Below are 18,768 nucleotides of genomic sequence, written 5' to 3' on the forward strand. Positions count from 1 at the left end.
AAGCGGGCTCCTACACAACAGAATCAACCTTCGCTGCGCACCCTGTTCACCGCATCCAACCAACCGTCATACAGCTTGCTGCGGTGACTGTCGGCCATGCGCGGATCAAACCGCTGCTGGCGATGCCAATGCTGGGCGATGCTCGCCATATCTTTGTATAGCCCGGCTTGCAGGCCGGCCAGATAGGCCACACCCAGTGCTGTAGTTTCGGTGACCTCCGGGCGCTCCACCGGCACGCCGAGAATATCGGCGAGAAATTGCATGACCCAGTTGTTTTCCACCATGCCGCCATCCACCCGTAACGCACTGGGCTCGGCCGCGCCGTCCTGGCGCATGGCCTCAAGCAGGTCGCGGGTCTGGTAACACACCGACTGCAGGCCGGCAGTGACGATTTCCTTGATCCCCGTGTCGCGGGTTAAACCAAAGATCGCACCGCGAGCTTTCGGATCCCAGTACGGCGCACCAAGGCCGGTAAATGCCGGCACCAAGTACACCCCGCACGCATCGCCGGTCTGCTCGGCCATGGCTTCAGTATCACGGGCATGGCTAATCAGCTTGATACCGTCGCGCAGCCACTGCACCGCCGCGCCGGCAACAAAAATACTGCCTTCCACCGCATAGGTGACCTGGCCATTCAGACGATAGCCAACCGTGGTCAGCAGACGGTTTTTCGAGATCACCGGCGTGCTGCCGGTGTTCTGGATCATAAAACAGCCGGTGCCGTAGGTACTCTTGACCATACCCGGTTCGAAGCACGCCTGGCCGATTAGCGCGGCCTGCTGATCACCGGCCATGCCTAACACCGGAATGGCCGCCCCAAGCAAATTGGCCTCGGTGATACCGAAATCAGCGGCGCAATCGAGCACCTCCGGCAACAGGCTGGCGGGAATCTCAAACAGTTTGAGCAACTCCTCATCCCACTGTTGGGTGTGAATATTGAACAGCAGGGTGCGCGAGGCGTTACTGGCATCGGTTTTGTGCGACTTGCCACCGGTCAGGCGCCACAGCAGAAACGAGTCCACGGTGCCAAAACGCAGCTCTCCGCGCTCAGCACGCTCACGGGCACCGGGCACCTTCTGCAGAATCCAGCGCAGCTTGGTTGCGGAGAAATAAGGATCGATCAGCAGCCCGGTCTTGGCAGCGACAGCGGACTCATGCCCAGCTTCTTTCAGCTCGGCGCAATAGTCGGCGGTGCGCCGGTCCTGCCAGACAATCGCCGGATGGATCGGCGTACCGGTTTGCGCATCCCACACCAGGGTGGTTTCACGCTGATTGGTAATACCGATAGCGGCTACATCGCTGGCACTCAGGCCGCTCTGTTTGAGCGCCTCACGGCAGACCTTGAGGGTGCTTAGCCACAGCTCTTCACCATCATGTTCAACCCAACCATCCTGCGGGAAATACTGCTTGAACTCCTGCTGCGCGCGCGCCACGGGCAAGCCCTGAGCACTGAAGACAATCGCCCGGCTGCTGGTGGTGCCCTGGTCGATGGCAAGCAGGTAATGAGACATGCAGATTTCCTTGTTTTTATAAGTTTAAAAGTTGAACGACTAGCCGCGACCGATGGGCGCAAACAACGCCTGCGTCAGGTGCGCCAGCACGGCGGCATCCAGCTGCACTTCCAACCCGCGCCGTCCAGCACTGACATAGATGTTGGGAAACTGCTGCGCGGAGTCATCGATAAAGGTGCGCAACCGCTTTTTCTGACCTAGCGGGCTGATACCTCCGAGCAGATAGCCTGTGGCTCGTTGCGCCGCATTGGGGTCGGCCATATCGGCTTTCTTCACCCCGGCGGCGTGAGCCAAGGCTTTCAAATCGAGCGTACCGACGACCGGCACCACCGCGACCAGCAGCTCACCCTTCTCACTGGCAGCCAGCAGGGTCTTGAACACCTGAGCAGGCTCAAGATTGAGCTTTTCTGCGGCTTCCAAACCATAGGAAGCCGCCTTGGGGTCGTGGTGATAACTGTGCACCTGATGCACAGCCTTGGCCTTTTTCAGCAAATCGATGGCTGGGGTCATGTTCGAATGTGAAAACAATCTGACAAAGTTGGCGTACCTTAGCCCAAAATGGCCGCGACGGCAGCCTATAATGGCGCGCACTTCCGAGGAGCTTTCATGACCCTGCCGCCCCGCCAACACGACATTCTCGAACTCGCCCGCGAACGCGGCTACGTCAGTATCGACGAGTTGGCCCAGGCGTTTTCCGTGACCCCGCAAACCATACGCCGCGACATAAATCAGCTCGCTGAGCAGGGGCTGCTGCGGCGCACCCATGGCGGTGCAGCGAGTGAAAGCTCAAGCATCCAGAATACCGCCTACAGCATGCGCGCCGGCTTGATGCGCGATGAAAAGCAGCGCATCGCCACCGCTATCGCCGCACAGATCCCCGACCACGCGTCGCTGTTTATCAATATCGGCACCACCACCGAAGCCATTGCCCGTGAGTTACTGGGGCACAAGGGCCTGAAGATCATCACCAACAACCTGCACGTGGCCGCCCAGCTCAGCGCCAAGGCTGACTTCGAAGTGCTGCTGGCCGGCGGCACAGTGCGCAGCGACGGCGGCGTGGTGGGCCAGGCGGCAGTAGACTTTATCCAGCAGTTCAAAGTTGATTTCGCCCTGGTCGGCATCAGCGGTATCGATGAAGACGGCAGCCTGCTCGACTTCGATTACCAGGAAGTGCGCGTTTCCCAGGCCATCATCAGCAATGCACGCCAGGTGTTCCTGGCCGTCGACTCCAGCAAATTCGGCCGCAACGCCGTGGTGCGCCTGGGCTCGGTCGCGTTGGTTGACCGGCTGTTCACCGACGCGGCCCCCTCGGCTGCAGTCAACCGCTTGTTGGCAGAACACAAGGTTCAGCTCGACCTGGTGTAAGCCACCCTCGAACCTGCCTTGTATCTGCTGCGTGTCGGCGATACTGGGTTAGAAATGGCCTATCTCGTTCTAGCTCGCAAGATTCGAGGCAGGTTCTTCCCTCTTAACCGGACGACCACTGGGCGCGAAAGCGCATTTCGGGGTGGCGAAGCCATGCGTATTCGACTAGCATATTTTCGAAAGTGAACATTCAAAGTTCAATACTGACTTTCGGTGCCGCCATGTCTACTCGCCCTACCCGCAACATTCCACTTGCTGAAGTTTATGACCTTGCCGTGATAGGCGGCGGCATCAATGGTGTAGGGATTGCTGCCGACGCGTCCGGGCGAGGTTTATCCGTGTTCCTTTGTGAAAAGGACGACCTGGCGCAACACACCTCTTCGGCCAGCAGCAAGCTGATCCACGGCGGTCTGCGCTACCTGGAGCACTACGAATTCCGCCTGGTACGCGAGGCACTGGCCGAGCGTGAAGTGCTGCTTACCAAAGCCCCGCATATCGTCAAACCCATGCGTTTTGTCCTGCCACACCGCCCACACCTGCGGCCGGCCTGGATGATCCGTGCGGGTCTCTTTCTTTACGACCATTTGGGCAAGCGCGAGAAACTAGCAGGCTCGCGCAGCCTGCGTTTCGGCGCCGGTAGCCCGCTAAAGGCCGAGATCAGCCGCGGTTTCGAATATTCCGACTGCTGGGTCGACGACGCACGCTTGGTGGTACTCAATGCCATGGCTGCCCGCGAACAAGGCGCGCATGTGCACAGCCGCACCCGCTGCGTCAGCGCGCGGCGCAGCAAGGGCTTGTGGCATATCCATCTGGAGCGCAGCGATGGCAGCCTGTTTTCGATTCGCGCCCGCGCCTTGGTGAATGCTGCCGGCCCCTGGGTGGCGCGCTTTATTCGTGAAGACCTGAAGCAAGAGTCGCCTTACGGCATCCGCCTGATTCAAGGCAGCCATATCGTCGTGCCGCGCCTGTTCGAGGGTGAGCAGGCCTATATCCTGCAAAACGAAGACCGCCGCATTGTTTTTGCCATCCCCTACCAGGAGCGCTTCACCCTGATCGGCACCACAGACCGCGAATACCAGGGCGACCCAGCCAAAGTGGCGATCAGCGAAGAAGAAACCGACTACTTGTTGAATGTGGTTAATGCCCACTTTAAACAGCAATTAAGCCGCAGCGACATCCTCCACACCTACGCTGGGGTGCGCCCGCTGTGCGACGACGAATCGGACGACCCATCAGCCGTCACCCGTGATTACACCTTGTCGCTGTCCGGCCATCCGGGCGAGGCACCACTGCTCTCGGTGTTTGGCGGCAAACTCACCACTTACCGCAAGCTCGCCGAATCAGCATTGGCGCAACTGGCCCCTTTCTTCACGAAGATGGGCCCCACTTGGACGGCAACAAGCCTGTTGCCCGGCGCAGAACAACTGGAGAGCCAGAGCGCTTTGGTTGAAGCACTGTGCGCACGCTTTAGCTGGCTGCCCACCTCACTCGCGCGGCGCTGGGCCAGCAGCTATGGCAGCCGCAGCTGGGTGATGCTCAAGGGTGTGAGCAACCTCAGCGATCTGGGCGAACACCTGGGCGGCGGCCTGTACACCCGCGAAGTCGACTACCTGTGCCAGGAAGAATGGGCCATGCAGGCGGACGACATACTCTGGCGACGCAGCAAGCTCGGGCTGTTCACTACCGCAGCGCAGCAAGCCAAACTCGACAGCTACCTGCGCATCGAATCGCCGCGCAGCCCTGAAGATGCTCACGCAGCGTAAATAGCGCTGTAACAATCCGGCCGCCATGGATGGCCGGCCATAAAAAAGGGCGACCTGAGTCGCCCAAATTGCCTTGCGTGCCCCTTCGAACCGATTCAAAGCCTGCTGCGCGTCGGCCCTGCTGCGTTAGAAACCGCTCGGCAAGCCGCTTGCGGCTAACGCGCTTCAGCGTGACCCGAAGGGCGAGGGAAACGAGTAATGCTCATTTACAACTCGTAAACTCCGCTTCCTCGCCGATTTCTGCCTTGCAGGACTCTAGCTCGCGAGCCTTGAATCGGTCCTTCCCAGCAGAATCAGCCTTGCTTACGCTTATGCGAATCCTGCCAGATGAAATAACCAACACCGACGAAGAAGGCAACCATCAAACCGACGGTGCCGATACCGGCGAGAACTACGACATCGATAAACATGCTTGCCTCCTGCATGAAGCCTGTGTGGGTATGGCTTCACGGTAACAGGGGCCGCGCAGGGGCTATTGATCCAGATCAAAACTGCGCTGTTCTATGCCGCATCAATAGATCCACGCATAGAAAAGAGCCTGACACTGTCAGGACTTTTTCGGTTTGCCCTTGGGTTTTTTCTTGCCTTTGGGTAGCGGCAAAGCCTGTTCGAAGGCATCGCGCATTTCATTGAGTTTTTTATCGCGCAGGTCATGGATGCGCTTGTCGCGCTCGGCGGCGAAATCAATCAGCTTGTCGTCTTGGCTCATGGGCTTGGCTTAATCAAACGAAAGGTCAGGTTCAGGCGTGGCGCACAGGGGCTGCGCGTTTTCGCCACTTGGTGTTGCCAATGATGCTGGGTTGGCCCGCGCATGACCAGCAATGAACCATGCTGCAGCGGCAACGAGTGTTCGATACGGTTACCGCCCTTGCGCCGCAAGTCGAAACGCCGGGTGCCGCCCAGATTGAGTGAGGCGATCAGCGGGTTAGCACCCAGCTCAGCCTCATCGTCACTGTGCCAGCCCATGGAATCCTGACCATCCCGGTAACAGTTGAGCAACACGCCATTCAGTGGCTGCCCCACCGCCTGCTCCACCTGCGCGCGAATCTGCGCCAGAAGCGGCGTCCAAGACAACGGTTGATGGGTTAACCCTGAGTAGCGATAACTGGCCTCGGCATCGCCATACCAGGCCACTAGGCGCGGCACCGGCAGTTGCCGCCCGTAAATGTGCACTTGCGGCTGCTGCCAGGGCGTGTGTGCGCTCAATTCGGCCAGCCACTGATCAGCCGTTGCCGGGGCTAGCCATTGCGCATGCAATTCAAGCTCGGCGTTGGGCAGCGGCAACGAAGCGTCGTTAAACAGCTCCATGGATAAAATTCTCAAACTTCCACATCCACCCAAAGCCCCTGACGCGGTAGTTCATTGATCACGGCTTCGTCTGCCTCGGCCACTTCGCCTTCAGCTAGCTCCTCAGGGCTGTATCCGTGACGACGCTGACGCCGGCGCTGCTCCTCGCGCAGCATCACCTCGGCTTCCTGCGGGTGCCGCTTATCCAGGCTGACGCCACTTTCCTTGGAGCTTTCAGCGGTGGCCGTAACCGGAGGAATTTCTGGGCGCGGCTTTACCACGTCCTGCTGAACGGTCACGGGCGCCAGACTATGAGGAATTGGCGGCAGCATGTATTAAACCCTCCTTTGGTCAGGCTGTCGGCCAGCCAAGCCACGACTTGAACGAGGTATCGCTACACTTTTGATCCACCTAAATACACAAAGTGCCCGATACGCTGCAATGCGTCTTGGGCCTTAGTGCAGGGTTCCGTTAACATAGTCGGCTTTTTCACGCGGGAGACAAGCATGGCGCAGTATGAACCGGGGCAACGCTGGATCAGTGACAGCGAAGCGGAGCTGGGGCTGGGAACCGTCCTGATGCAGGATGGCCGCATGCTCACCGTGCTCTACCCGGCCACCGGCGAAACCCGCCAGTACGCCCTGCGCAGTGCACCGCTGACTCGCGTACGTTTCTCTCCGGGCGATGAAATCACCCATTTCGAAGGCTGGAAGCTAACCGTACAGGAAGTCGACGACGTTGATGGCCTGCTGGTTTACCACGGTCTCAATGCCCAGCATGAGAGCGTCACCCTGCCGGAAACTCAGCTGTCGAACTTTATCCAGTTCCGTCTGGCCAGCGACCGCCTGTTCGCCGGGCAGATCGACCCGCTGCCCTGGTTCGCCCTGCGTTATCACACCCTCGACTACACCAGCCGCCAGTTGCAATCCACACTCTGGGGCTTGGGCGGCGTACGCGCACAACCCATCGCCCACCAATTGCACATCGCCCGCGAAGTGGCTGACCGCATAGCCCCACGCGTGCTGCTCGCTGACGAGGTGGGCCTGGGTAAAACCATCGAAGCGGGCTTGGTGATCCATCGCCAGCTACTGTCCGGCCGTGCCAATCGCGTGCTGATCCTAGTACCCGAGAACCTCCAGCATCAGTGGCTGGTAGAGATGCGCCGGCGCTTTAACCTGGACGTTGCGCTGTTCGACGCAGAACGCTTTATCGAGAGCGACGCCAGTAACCCGTTCGAAGACTGCCAGCTGGCGCTGGTCGCCTTGGAATGGCTGTGCGAAGACGAAAAAGCCCAAGATGCCCTATTTGCCGCCGGCTGGGATCTAATGGTGGTCGACGAAGCCCACCACCTGGTCTGGCACCCGGAACATGCCAGCCGCGAGTACGCGCTGGTTGAACAGCTGGCCGAAGTGATTCCCGGCGTACTGCTGCTCACCGCCACCCCGGAGCAACTTGGCCAGGACAGTCACTTCGCCCGACTTCGCCTACTCGACCCCAATCGTTTCCACGATCTTGCCGCCTTCCGCGCCGAGAGCGCCAACTACAAACCCATTGCCGAAGCGGTGCAGGAACTGCTCGACCAGGGCCGCCTGTCGCCTGCTGCGCACCAGACCATCCATGATTTCCTCGGCGCGGGCGGTGAAGCCTTGCTCGCAGCAGTCAGCGACGGCGACATCGAAGCCTCGGCGCGTTTGGTGCGCGAGCTGCTCGACCGCCACGGCACTGGGCGCCTGCTGTTCCGTAACACCCGCGCCGCCGTGCAGGGGTTCCCGGACCGTGAGCTGCACCCCTACCCGCTGGCCAGCCCCGACGAATACATGGAGCTGCCCATCGGTGAGCATGCCGACCTGTATCCGGAAGTCAGCTACCAAGCGCAAAGTGATGCTGATGAAGACCAGCGCTGGTGGAAATTCGACCCACGCGTCGAATGGCTGATCGACACCCTGAAGATGCTGAAAAAATTCAAGGTACTGGTGATCTGCGCCCACGCTGAGACCGCCATGGACCTGGAAGACGCCCTGCGCGTGCGCAAAGGCATTCCGGCCACGGTGTTCCACGAAGGCATGAGCATCCTTGAGCGTGACCGCGCCGCCGCCTATTTCGCCGATGAAGAATTCGGCGCCCAGGTGCTGATCTGCTCGGAAATCGGCTCCGAGGGTCGCAACTTCCAGTTCGCCCACCACCTGGTACTGTTCGACCTGCCGGCCCACCCGGACCTGCTCGAACAGCGTATCGGCCGTCTCGACCGGATCGGCCAGAAACACCGTATTCAGCTGCACGTGCCGTATCTGGAAAACAGCCCGCAAGAGCGCCTGTTCCAGTGGTATCACCAGGCATTGAACTCCTTCTTGGCCACCTGCCCGACCGGCAACGCCCTGCAACAGCAGTTCGGTACTCGCCTGCTGCCGCTGCTGGAAAGCGGCGACGATGGCGAGTGGCAAACGCTGGTCGACGAAGCCAAGGCCGAGCGCGTACGCCTGGAAGGTGAGTTGCATGCCGGTCGCGACCGCCTGCTGGAACTCAACTCCGGCGGCGCCGGTGAAGGTGAGGCACTGGTCGAGGCGATTCTCGAGCAAGATGACCAGTTCGCCCTGCCGATTTATATGGAGCAACTGTTCGACGCCTTCGGCATCGACAGCGAAGACCACTCCGACAACGCGCTGATTTTGCGTCCCAGCGAGAAAATGCTGGATGCCAGCTTCCCGCTCGGCGACGACGAAGGCGTGACCATCACCTACGACCGCGACATGGCCCTGGTGCGCGAAGACATGCAGTTCCTCACCTGGGAACACCCCATGGTGCAAGGCGGCATGGACCTGGTGCGCTCCGGCTCCATGGGCAACACCGGCGTCGCGCTGATCAAAAACAAGGCACTGAAACCCGGCACCGTGCTGCTGGAAATGCTCTACGTCAGTGAAGTGGTGGCCCCACGCGCGTTGCAACTGGGCCGCTACCTGCCGCCAATCGCCCTGCGTTGCCTGCTCGATGCCAACGGCAACGACCTGGCCGCCAAAGTCTCGTTCGAGAAGCTCAATGAACAGCTGGAAACCGTGCCACGCGCCAGCGCCAACAAGTTCGTCCAGGCTCAGCGTGACAGCCTCAACCCGTTGATCAATGCCGGTGAAGGCAAAGTCGCCGAGCGCCACAACGCCCGCGTCGATGAAGCCAAACGCCGTCTGGCCGCAGAAACCGATGAAGAACTGGCGCGCCTGATCGCCCTGCAAGCGGTCAACCCAAGCGTGCGCGACAGCGAGCTCAATGCTCTGCGCCAGCAGCGCGAGCAAGGCCTGACCATGCTCGACAAGGCGGCGTTGCGCCTGGAGGCTATTCGCGTACTGGTTGCTGGCTAAAAGGCTGCTGCGCGTCGGCCCTGCTGCGTTAAAAACAGGGTCGGCAAGCCACTTGTGGCTAACGCGCTTCAGCGCGGCCCGAAGGGCGAGTGGAACGAGTAATGCTCATGTACAACAGTACATCCGTTTCCTCGCCTGTTTTGACCAGCCGGAGGCTGTTACTGGCGTAGCGCCTTGCAGGGCTCTAGCTCGCAAGCCTTTGAACAGGCTCTGCCGCGTCTACCTGAGTAACTGCCAGCGGGCTGCTAGAGTCAGAAGCAATACTTCTGTCACTCCAGCTCACAGGAGCTTTCTGTGCCTGCACGCGCCGCCTCGCGTCGGTTTCGTCATAGCCTTGGCGGGCTTTGCCTATTGGCGCTGCTTCTGCTTCCCCTGCTGCATCTGTGGCCCGCGCTAAATGGGCTGAACAACGCTCACCTCGACTGGCTGATCCGCCAGCGCGCCGCTGAACAAACGCCCGACCCTCGCCTGCTGCTCATCGATATCGACGATCTGAGCCTGCAAGTGCTGGCCAGCGAGGCCGGCAAATGGCCGTGGCCGCGTTCGCTGCATGCCGAGCTGCTGGAATACCTGCTCAGTCAACAACCCAAGGCCGTAGCCTTCGACATCCTGTTCAGCGAACCCGATCAGTTCAATCCGGACGCCGACAGCTACTTTGCCGAAGTGCTGCAGCGCAGCGCCACCACCTACCTCGCCGCCCTGGTGCAACAGGCCGATGAAGGCAGCCAGCCACCACTGCTGCGCGACTACCCCGCCTCCACCTGGCAAGCACCGGGACAACGCGGCGCAGACGATCAGCGCGGCTTATTGCTACTGCCCAATGCCTTTCCCAGTGAGCTGTGGCGCCTGGGCAGCATTAACTTTCGCCCTGATAATGACGGTATCGGCCGGAGTTACGAGCTGTACCGCAGTTTTGCCGGCTGGCGCTTGCCCAGCTTGCCTGCGCGCATCGTGCATGACCTGACCGGCGCTTTACCGCCGCAACAGAGCCTGCTGCTGGACTGGCCCGGCACCAGCCGCCTGCCCTATCCACGCCTGCCTTACGCCGCCGTGCTGGCGGCGGCGCGCAACCAGGGCGAGCCACTGGCAGCCGAGCTGTTCAAGGACAAGATCATCGTTATCGGCACCACCGCCGCTGGCCTGCACGATCTGCGCCCGACCCCGCTGGACACTCTCTACCCGGCGCCATTTATCCTGATGACGGCCATCGACAACCTGCTCAACAAGCACCAGCTGTATGAAGTCGACGCCTGGCTGGAGTTGCTTGGCCCGCTGTTGTTATTGCTCGGTCTGAGTGCATTGCTGCTGCGTGAACAGCTGCCGGCGGCTTTTTCCCTGTGCCTGCTCGGCAGCCTGGCGCTGTTTACTGGCAGCTACTGGCTGGCCCTGCAGGGCATGCTGCTCGGCGTGCTACCGGGATTGATCTGCCTGTGGCTGCTGCTAGCCGCCGCGCTGGCACTGTTCTACCTGCGTCGGCGCCAGCAATTGCAGGACACCATTCGCTTGTTCAGCCGCTTTATGGACCCTGTGGTGGTCAACCAACTGGTGGCCCGCGACGACCCGGAGGCTTTGCTGGCGAGCAAGGAGTGCCAACTGACCGTGCTGTTCTCCGATATCCGCAGCTTTACTACCCTCTCCGAGCAACACACACCGACCGAAATTGTGCACCTGCTCGAAGGCTATTTCAGCAGCCAGGTGGAGGTACTGTTCAAACACCAGGCTACCCTCGACAAGTTTATCGGCGACGCCATCATGGCCTTTTGGGGCGCGCCGCTGGACAACCCACAGCAGGCCGATCAAGCCATCCTCGCTGCGATGGAAATGCTCGATAACCTCGACGCCTTTCGCCGCGACTACAACTGCCCGGATTTCGACATCGGCATCGGCCTGCACACAGGACCAGCGGTCGTCGGCTTGGTCGGCGCCAAGCAGCGCTATGACTACACTGCAATAGGCGACACGGTGAACCTGGCCAGCCGTATCGAGGGGCTGACCAAGGGCCGCGCCCACCTGCTGATTTCTGCCGCCACCCGTGAGGCCTGCACGCTTGATCTGGACTTCGTGCCCCAGGGCGAACACCAAGTAAAAGGCCGCGCCGAAGCCGTAATGCTCTTTGAGCCGCGAAGGAGACATGATGAATAAAGGCCTCTACAGCGCCATTGCGGCGCTGCTATTCAGCTTTTACGGTTTCTCGGCGCTGGCCGAAGTACGCCAGGCGCATACCGTCCAGGAAAGCGCCCTGCGCGCCGAGCCCAGTGCTTCAGCCGCCAATGTCGGCCAGATTGGCAAAGAGTCCCAAGTTGTTGTCCTTGAGCGTCAGGGCGGCTGGTACCAAGTGCAAACCTCAAACGGCCAACGCGGCTGGCTACCACTGCTTAGCCTGCGTTTTGCCAAAGATGCGCAAGCCAGCCGCAGCAATGATCTGGGCAGCCTGCTCAAGCTCGGCAACCAGGCCGCTCCCGCCAGCGGCGTGGCCACCGGCATCCGCGGTATCAGTGATGAGGAACTGCGCAGCGGCAACGCCAATGCCTCGCCCAGCGTGCAGGCTTTAGATGCCTTTGCCGCCAGCCCAAGCGAGGCGCGCAGCTTTGCCCAGCAAGGCGGCCTGCGCCGCCAGAACCTGCCCTACGCCCGCTAACACGCCGCGAGGAGAGCGACATGCAAACAGCCATATTTATCAAGTGCGCCAGCCTACTCGGCCTAATCATTAGTCTCAGCGCCTGCCAGGGGCTGGAAGGCATGCAGATTCAAGGCATTGACCTGGGCAAGCTGGCCAGCGCCGGCCAGAATCTGACCAACATGGGTCAGAAAAGCGTCGATGAAGAGCGGGTGATCGGCCAGAACACCGCCAGCATCCTGCTGAGCAAGGCTGCAGTGCTGAACAATCCGCCGCTGCAGGCCTACGTCAATCGTGTCGGCCTGTGGGTTGCGCAACAGAGCGAACGCCCGGAACTGCCCTGGCGCTTTGTGGTACTTGATAGCTCACAAGTAGCCGCCTACGCCGCTCCGGGTGGTTACGTGTTTATCACCAGCGGCATGCTCACCCGGATGAACAGCGAAGCCGAGCTGGCCGGTGTGCTGGCCCATGAAGTGGCCCATGTGGTGCAGCAGCATCACCTCAAAGCCATCCAACAGCAGGCGCAAACCGGCCTGCTCACGGACCTCGCCACCCTCGCGGTGCAAGCCGGCGCCGCCGACAAGGGCGGCAGCCAAGCCGGCGAGCTAACCGACCGCTTTACTCGCAGCGTCAGCGACCTTTACAGCCGTGGCCTGGACCGTAGCGATGAATACGAGGCTGACGCCATGGGCGCGGTAATCGCCACCCGCGCCGGCTACGACCCTTATGGCTTGGCCGGCGTGCTACAGACCCTCGGAACCACTCGGCAGAACGATGCGGCGCTCACTAGCTTTCTCAAGGTGCATCCAGGTATCGACGACCGCCTGCAGCGCCTGCAACCGGTCTATCTGTATATCGACAAGAACGCCGCCGGCCCGAGCCAAAGCCTGGATGCCCGTTATCAGCAGGCACTTAGAAGCAAGTGATAGAGGCGAATAGCCCCACCACCTCAATGACTGTGCGGATGTTCGCGGGTACAGGACGGCTCGTAATCACACACGTGATGACTAAAGGGTGATGTGGTGTGCGAACCCGGCACGCCTGTCACTTGAAAGCTGCGACTGTCGATAAACAGCTGCACCAGCTCGGCATCGAGTAATCCGCTCTGGGCCTCACTCTTGAGGATATCCAAGGCGCGCTCCAGCGGCATCGCTGGCTTGTAGGGACGATCAGCTGCCGTCAATGCATCATAAATATCGCAGATGGTCATGATCCGTGAAGCGCAGGGAATTGCATCGCCGCTAAGCCCCTTGGGATAACCACTGCCGTCGAGTTTTTCATGGTGCGCGCCGGCGATGTACGGTACGCCCTGTAGATCCGGCGTCCAGGGTATTAGGCTGAGAAACTGCTGGGTGTGCACCACATGGCGCTCGATCTCTTCGCGCTCAGCCGTGGTCAGGCTGCCCTTGCGTACCGCCAGGGCACTGAACTCACCTTCACTGAGCAGGCTGACCAAGCAATTACCGGGCGCCTTGACCAGCTCGCCCTGCACTTCCTGCAAGTGTTGGAAATCGCCTTCACTGAGCATGCTCGGCTCATTGGCCTGAATGATGTTATTCAGGTAGCGCTCCAGTCGCGCGCATTCATAAGCCAGCTCGGCCTCCAGCTGCAGGCGCCGCTCCTCACTCAACCCACCCTGATGACGGTAGGCATGCAGCATCTTGCGCAGGGTCTGGTTGTGCAGGTTCTCCTGAGCCAGGGCGACGCGATAGCGCAGGTTTTCCAGCACTGGCTCAGACAGCTTCTTGGCTTTGACCAACACATGCTCACGCACCCCAACCTTGCCAAAGTCATGCAGCAAGGCGGCGTAGCGCAACTCGCGCAAGCCATCGTTACTCAACGCCTGCTCACGCAGCCGGGCATGCGGCGCATGGGGTAACTGATTGGCCAGAGTCAGGCACAGCTCGGCAACCCGAAAGGAATGGCCACTGGTGGTGGGATCGCGTTGTTCGATGGCGAACACCGAGGCCTGAACGAAGCCGTCGAACAGCCGACTGATGTCATCCAGCAGCTGACGGTTCTCGATCGCTACCGCCGCCTGGCTGGCCAGGGCGCGCAACGACACGGCAACCTCTTCGTCAAAGGCGATCAGTTCGGGCTCAAGTGGGTGACTGCCCTTGCGCTGGCGGTTGATAAACTCCAGCACGCCGACCACTTCATGACGGTGATTGAGCATGGGAATCGCCAGAATCGACAGGGTGCGGTAGCCCATTTGCAGGTCGAAGGAGCGGTTGAAGCGGTACGGCGCATCAGCCGCAATCGCATACACATCTTCGATATTTAACTCCGCACTGGTCAGCGCCACGTAACCGGCAATCGAGGCTTTGCTCAACGGCATGCGCTGGTCCTGAAAGCTGTTCTGGCTGAGCGTGCCATTCTGCGTCAGCTTAAAGATCAGCTGTGGCGGCGCGTCCGGGCGGCGACTGACCAGAAACAGCGAGGCGGCGTCACTGTTGGACAAGCGCCGCCCCTCGACCAGGATTTTCTCCAGCAAACGGTCGAGGTCACGCTCGGCCGACAACGCCAAGCCCACATCCACCAACTTACTCAGGTCGTCATGTTTGCCCGCCAGGGCAGCAGCCAGTTGTTCGGTCTGATAACGCAGGCTGTACTGCTCGCCGGCAAAACGCAGCAGCGCCGACAGTTCCTCGACACTGGCGTGTGGTGGTAAGGGTAAGACGCCGGGCTGGTCCATGCAGCCCACCAGAATCGCGCCACAATCCAGCCAATCGAGCAACGGCCTGAGCGCCAAGAGACGTTCGTCAAGCAGCACCAGCACCACGTCATCTGACAATTCGTCCGGCGCGTCAAGCGCCTGCAAGGTCAGCTGACACTGAGCCAAGGCGTTACTCAAGGGGTGTTCGTCAAGCGCATTGCTGTGGCCCAGCACAAGGCGGGAAGTGCCCATGGTGGTTGTCCTCAGTCGCAGTTGCGTGACAGCAGTGCGACTGAGTATTGCACAGGATCTGGCGGTTGCCCGGCCGTCCGGCGCATGCCGGATGGCCTGACAAAACGGCTTAGGTGGCGGGCTGTAACTGCATCCCCTGCTGCATATTCACGGCGTCGGCTACGAAGCAGCGCGACGCCTGTAACAGCGCCAGCATAGTCAACAGTAACGCCACGGGAATCAGCAGCATGGCGTTATGCAGACCGACAGCTTTAAAGGTTTCATTCATTTCACTGGCCCCTGCAGCGAGCATCGCCGCCTGGGAATAGTGATCTGACAGCATGCCCACCGCCAATGGCCCCAGGCCGCCGCCAAGCAGGTACAAGCCGGCAAAGAACAACGCCATGGCCGTGGCGCGCAAACGCGGCTCGATAACATCTTGAATGGCGGTGTAAACGCAGGTGTAGAAGTTGTAGGCAAACAGCCAGCCAACGCTGAATAGAGCAACAAACACGGCAATTTCAACCCGCCCAGCGAGTAAGGCGCAACCTGTCGCAACCGAAGCGATCAACATACTCAGCGCGGCAAACAACAGCCGGCCAGTCTGCCAGCGCTGATGGACTTTATCCGCCACCCAACCGCCCAGCGTCAGGCCGACCAAGCCAGTCAAGCCAACGATTACCCCGGTGGCCATCGCCGCCTGCTCCAGCGGCATAAGGAAGTAACGCTGCAACATCGGCACCATGAACGAGTTACAGGCGTAGGTGGCGAAGTTAAACGCCAGACCGGCCATCACCAACCACCAGAAGGTGCGAATCGCCAGGACCTTACGCAGCGGCTTCTCGATTGGCGTGGTTTGCGACTTCACCTGTTCGGCGGCGCCACGTGTGGGCTCTTTGATAAAGAACATAAACAGCGCCAGGATCACCCCCGGTATCGCCGCAATAAAGAACGGCGCACGCCAGCTATCGAAAGCCTTGACCATCGCGCCGATGGTGAAGAACGCCAGCAGCAAACCAATCGGCAGGCCGAGCATAAAGATGCCCATGGCGCGCGCGCGTTTGTGTGCGGGGAATAGATCGCCAATCAGTGAGTTAGCGGCCGGCGCATAGCTGGCCTCACCAATACCAACGCCCATGCGAATCAGCAGAAAACTCCAGAAGTTCCAGGCCAGCCCGTTAACCGCGGTCAGTCCGCTCCACACCGCCAACCCCCAGCCCATGATCTTGCGCCGCGCCCCAGTATCGGCCATGCGCCCCAGCGGAATGCCGGCAATCGCATAAACGATGGTGAACGCGGTGCCAATCAAGCCCAGCTGCAGGTCGCTGAGGTCCCATTCCATGCGGATCGGTTCGATGATGATCGCCGGGATGGTGCGGTCAAAGAAGTTGAACAGGTTGGCGAGAAAAAGCAGGAACAAAATGCGCCAGGCATTCGTCGCTTGGAGGGACTGCTGCATGAAATCCATCTCTAATTGTTGTTATCGAAGCAGGTCGCTGACCTTGGGCCAGCCGCCGTATCCAGCACGTGCAGGCGCAATCTAGAGCCTTGCGTCTATGCTGTCAGTGACTATTGGTGATGTGTATGCCGGGTAATGGCCGTCCGGGCAAGCACGCAACCCACAAAACGCTGCAAAAAAATGCCGAAAATGCCTCGGTAAACCCGAGCAAAGCAGCGAGATTTTCCTTTTTTCATGCTACAAACAAGCTGGTTGTGCGCAATGTGGCCATTTGCCCAACCCCCTCGTTAGCCGCCGGACTGTCTCCTAATGAAAACAAAAAAAGACGCTGTGCCCTCCTCCGTAACCGAAGCCACACTGGCCGACCTGGCTGATACCTTGCTCGCACCGCTCGAGCCACTGGCACCGCCGCCGCCCCCCATGCGAGTAGACGGCAGTGGCGAGCAATACATGTATTTCACTGAGCGCGATATTGATCGCATCCTCGACAACCTCGACGGTCTGCGCAGCCTGGTGTTCCCCCCAGCCCCGCAGGATGACGACAGCGAACGGCGGGTGCAGCATTTCCCCTCCGTCTGCCTGATCGGCCTCGGTCGCTGCGGCTCGAACATCGCCCTGGATGTCGCCTCTCTGGTCTACAACGCCAGGCAGTTCTACCTGAGTGAATTCAACAACGAAGAAAAGTCCGTCGCTGAGCAAGATTTCCGCCCGACGCGCTGGATTCGCAGCAACCTGCTACGTGCACCCAGTAAGGACAGCAAGCCGGTATTTCTGATTGAGCCGCTAGTGATGCTTGGCGACCTGGACAAAGACATCGAAGGTCGCATCCGCTTCTCGCGCAAGGGTGAAACCAGCGGTTTCTTAAGCGACTACAGCAAGCTGAAGATCATGGACCTGTCCGAGGTGCATGCCGGGGGTGCCGGTAACGCGCCGATCCTCGGCCAGTATCTGGCCAAGATCATCCTCAATAAGGACACCCAACGCTTCACCAATGCCGACTGGAAGTTCATCCACAGTTACCTGATCGACTCCTGCGGGATTAAGGCCAACCAGTCGCGCCTGTACTTCTATATCTTCAGCGCCGGCGGCGGCACCGGTTCGGGCATGGCTTCCGAGTTCGGTCTGGCCCAGCAATTCGCGTATATGAGTAAGACCTTCGACACCAAAAACTTCGACGAAAGTCCGGAAAACCGCGACCACAGCTTCGTCTTCGAACCGATTTTCACCAGCGGCATCTGCATCCTGCCGAACATCTCCGACCAGCGCAGCGAGATGTCTGAGGCGCTGCATATCAATGCCGGGCGCCTGCTGTGCAAGTACCTGGCTGAAGAGTGGGACTTCTCCTACAACTTCGACAATGAAGAGAACAGTGAAGCCAGCGTGATGCGCCGCATCCGCCCGTGGAACGCGATGATGCTGATCTCCAACGACATCATGCGCTACGCCGAAGAGAGCGACGACGGCAATATCCAGAACATCGACGTCAACGCCATGGAGCGTCACGCCAACCAGTACATCTCGCAGCAGATCTTCAACATCCTCACCGCCCAGGCGGTGACCACCGACTACGACCAGAACTACTTCCGCCGCGCCGGCATCGATATTGGCGAAACCATTCGCCTGGATGCCAACGACTTGTTTATGAGCCTGGCCGGCCCAGTGGCCGTCGCCTATGCCGAATCCGTAGTGCCGGAGCAGAGCGCCGCGACGCTGGATAAATTCCGCGTGCTGGACAAAGAGCCGTCGCGGCTGAATATCGATGACCTGTTTTTCCGCTCCATTGACCTGCCGCACTTCAATAAGGTGACCCAGGCCATCGAGGGCATCAGCCTGCTGCCGATCGAGTCCAAGCGTTACCGTGAAGCGCTGGATGAATACAAGAAGTCTGACTTCAACGCCGCCAAACTCAGTGACCTGCACTTCTTCAAGAACTGCTCATCGGTGGTGTCGATCGTCTCGCTGCCCAAAGACTACAAGCTGTCCTATATGGACCTGAACCGGCTCAAGACCCACCTCAACAGCCTGTTCCCCAACACCACGCTAAAGCGTTATGCGCTGGTGATTGGTGCCTCCGCCAACCTGTCGCTGACCACCCTGATCGCCAAAAGCCCGTGCCTGTCGGACGACTTCCTGACCCTGATCGTGGCTTTTATCAAGCGCTGCTTCGCCCGCGACCCGCACCGCTTCGACGAGAGCCTGGACAACGCCATTCTCGACTTCATCATGGCTGACGAATTCGACGAGGTACGTATCGACGCCATGCTCAACGAATATGAGAACCCGGCGAAGATCCTCGACACCAACTGGTACGCGATCAAACCGATGTACGAGAAGAAGTACCGCGAGCTGATCCACGATCAGGACAAGTTCGTCTCGATCAACGACATCCGCCTGTCCCGCGACAGTGTGAAAAAGTCCATCAAATACTTGCGCGAGATCTACCGCCACCGTATCGGCAAGACACGGGTCATCTCACTCAACAAGTACACCGAAGACAAGCCCGAGTAAGCCCGTGCAACCTGCAACCCG

General features: G+C 60.0%; 15 protein-coding genes. 7 read left to right on the forward strand and 8 right to left on the reverse strand.

The window, feature by feature from the left end:
• Positions 1 to 23: 23 nt before the first annotated feature.
• Together glpK and ybaK are read right to left on the reverse strand one after the other, a co-directional pair.
• Positions 24 to 1,511 (reverse strand): glycerol kinase GlpK, encoded by a 1,488-nt coding sequence (glpK, locus tag D8779_RS00950; protein WP_136662603.1) that lies wholly within the window; start codon positions 1,509 to 1,511, stop codon positions 24 to 26.
• A gap of 39 nt (positions 1,512 to 1,550) precedes the next feature.
• Positions 1,551 to 2,021, reverse strand: a complete 471-nt coding sequence (gene ybaK / locus D8779_RS00955) for a Cys-tRNA(Pro) deacylase (RefSeq protein WP_136662604.1) — start codon at positions 2,019 to 2,021, stop codon at positions 1,551 to 1,553.
• A 96-nt stretch (positions 2,022 to 2,117) separates the two neighbouring features.
• Here ybaK and D8779_RS00960 point away from each other — a divergent pair, with 96 nt between their 5' ends.
• Together D8779_RS00960 and glpD are read left to right on the forward strand one after the other, a co-directional pair.
• Complete coding sequence (locus D8779_RS00960) at positions 2,118 to 2,876, forward strand: DeoR family transcriptional regulator (RefSeq protein WP_136662605.1); 759 nt, start codon at positions 2,118 to 2,120, stop codon at positions 2,874 to 2,876.
• Positions 2,877 to 3,097: 221 nt separating this feature from the next.
• Complete coding sequence (glpD, locus tag D8779_RS00965) at positions 3,098 to 4,639, forward strand: glycerol-3-phosphate dehydrogenase (protein WP_136662606.1); 1,542 nt, start codon at positions 3,098 to 3,100, stop codon at positions 4,637 to 4,639.
• Between the two features lie 293 nt (positions 4,640 to 4,932).
• On the opposite strand, the gene ccoM is transcribed toward glpD, so the two are convergent.
• The 4 genes from ccoM to D8779_RS00975 all read right to left on the reverse strand — a co-directional run bounded on the left by ccoM (position 4,933) and on the right by D8779_RS00975 (position 6,258).
• Positions 4,933 to 5,049: a cytochrome c oxidase subunit CcoM gene (gene ccoM / locus D8779_RS20885; protein ID WP_276605876.1), complete on the reverse strand. Its 117-nt coding sequence runs from the start codon at positions 5,047 to 5,049 to the stop codon at positions 4,933 to 4,935.
• Positions 5,050 to 5,186: 137 nt separating this feature from the next.
• Positions 5,187 to 5,348, reverse strand: a complete 162-nt coding sequence (locus tag D8779_RS20530; protein ID WP_167492518.1) for a hypothetical protein — start codon at positions 5,346 to 5,348, stop codon at positions 5,187 to 5,189.
• The gene (locus D8779_RS00970; protein WP_136662607.1) at positions 5,345 to 5,947 is read right to left on the reverse strand and encodes an alpha-ketoglutarate-dependent dioxygenase AlkB family protein; all 603 of its coding nucleotides are present in this window, start codon (positions 5,945 to 5,947) and stop codon (positions 5,345 to 5,347) included. Before D8779_RS00970 ends, D8779_RS20530 begins: the two co-directional genes overlap by 4 nt.
• Positions 5,948 to 5,958: 11 nt before the next feature.
• Positions 5,959 to 6,258: an aspartate-semialdehyde dehydrogenase gene (locus D8779_RS00975; RefSeq protein WP_136662608.1), complete on the reverse strand. Its 300-nt coding sequence runs from the start codon at positions 6,256 to 6,258 to the stop codon at positions 5,959 to 5,961.
• A 174-nt stretch (positions 6,259 to 6,432) separates the two neighbouring features.
• Between D8779_RS00975 and rapA the strand changes: the two genes are divergently transcribed.
• The 4 genes from rapA (at position 6,433) to D8779_RS00995 (ending at position 12,819) form a co-directional block, all read left to right on the forward strand.
• Complete coding sequence (gene rapA, locus D8779_RS00980; protein ID WP_136662609.1) at positions 6,433 to 9,276, forward strand: RNA polymerase-associated protein RapA; 2,844 nt, start codon at positions 6,433 to 6,435, stop codon at positions 9,274 to 9,276.
• 294 nt (positions 9,277 to 9,570) lie between these two features.
• Positions 9,571 to 11,418 (forward strand): adenylate/guanylate cyclase domain-containing protein, encoded by a 1,848-nt coding sequence (locus D8779_RS00985; RefSeq protein ID WP_136662610.1) that lies wholly within the window; start codon positions 9,571 to 9,573, stop codon positions 11,416 to 11,418.
• The gene (locus D8779_RS00990; RefSeq protein ID WP_167492519.1) at positions 11,411 to 11,914 is read left to right on the forward strand and encodes an SH3 domain-containing protein; all 504 of its coding nucleotides are present in this window, start codon (positions 11,411 to 11,413) and stop codon (positions 11,912 to 11,914) included. Before D8779_RS00985 ends, D8779_RS00990 begins: the two co-directional genes overlap by 8 nt.
• Before the next feature lie 20 nt (positions 11,915 to 11,934).
• Positions 11,935 to 12,819 (forward strand): M48 family metalloprotease, encoded by an 885-nt coding sequence (locus tag D8779_RS00995; RefSeq protein WP_136662612.1) that lies wholly within the window; start codon positions 11,935 to 11,937, stop codon positions 12,817 to 12,819.
• Between the two features lie 23 nt (positions 12,820 to 12,842).
• On the opposite strand, the gene D8779_RS01000 is transcribed toward D8779_RS00995, so the two are convergent.
• Positions 12,843 to 14,801: an HD family phosphohydrolase gene (locus D8779_RS01000; protein WP_136662613.1), complete on the reverse strand. Its 1,959-nt coding sequence runs from the start codon at positions 14,799 to 14,801 to the stop codon at positions 12,843 to 12,845.
• A gap of 109 nt (positions 14,802 to 14,910) precedes the next feature.
• On the reverse strand, positions 14,911 to 16,239 hold the full coding sequence (locus tag D8779_RS01005) for a spinster family MFS transporter (RefSeq protein ID WP_136662614.1): 1,329 nt from the start codon (positions 16,237 to 16,239) through the stop codon (positions 14,911 to 14,913).
• Positions 16,240 to 16,548: 309 nt separating this feature from the next.
• On the opposite strand from D8779_RS01005, the gene D8779_RS01010 reads away from it, so the two are divergent.
• Positions 16,549 to 18,747, forward strand: coding sequence for a hypothetical protein (locus D8779_RS01010; RefSeq protein ID WP_136662615.1), 2,199 nt, complete (start codon positions 16,549 to 16,551; stop codon positions 18,745 to 18,747).
• Positions 18,748 to 18,768: the final 21 nt, after the last annotated feature.

Origin of the sequence: Pseudomonas leptonychotis, from assembly GCF_004920405.1 — a bacterium.
Lineage (GTDB): Bacteria > Pseudomonadota > Gammaproteobacteria > Pseudomonadales > Pseudomonadaceae > Aquipseudomonas > Aquipseudomonas leptonychotis.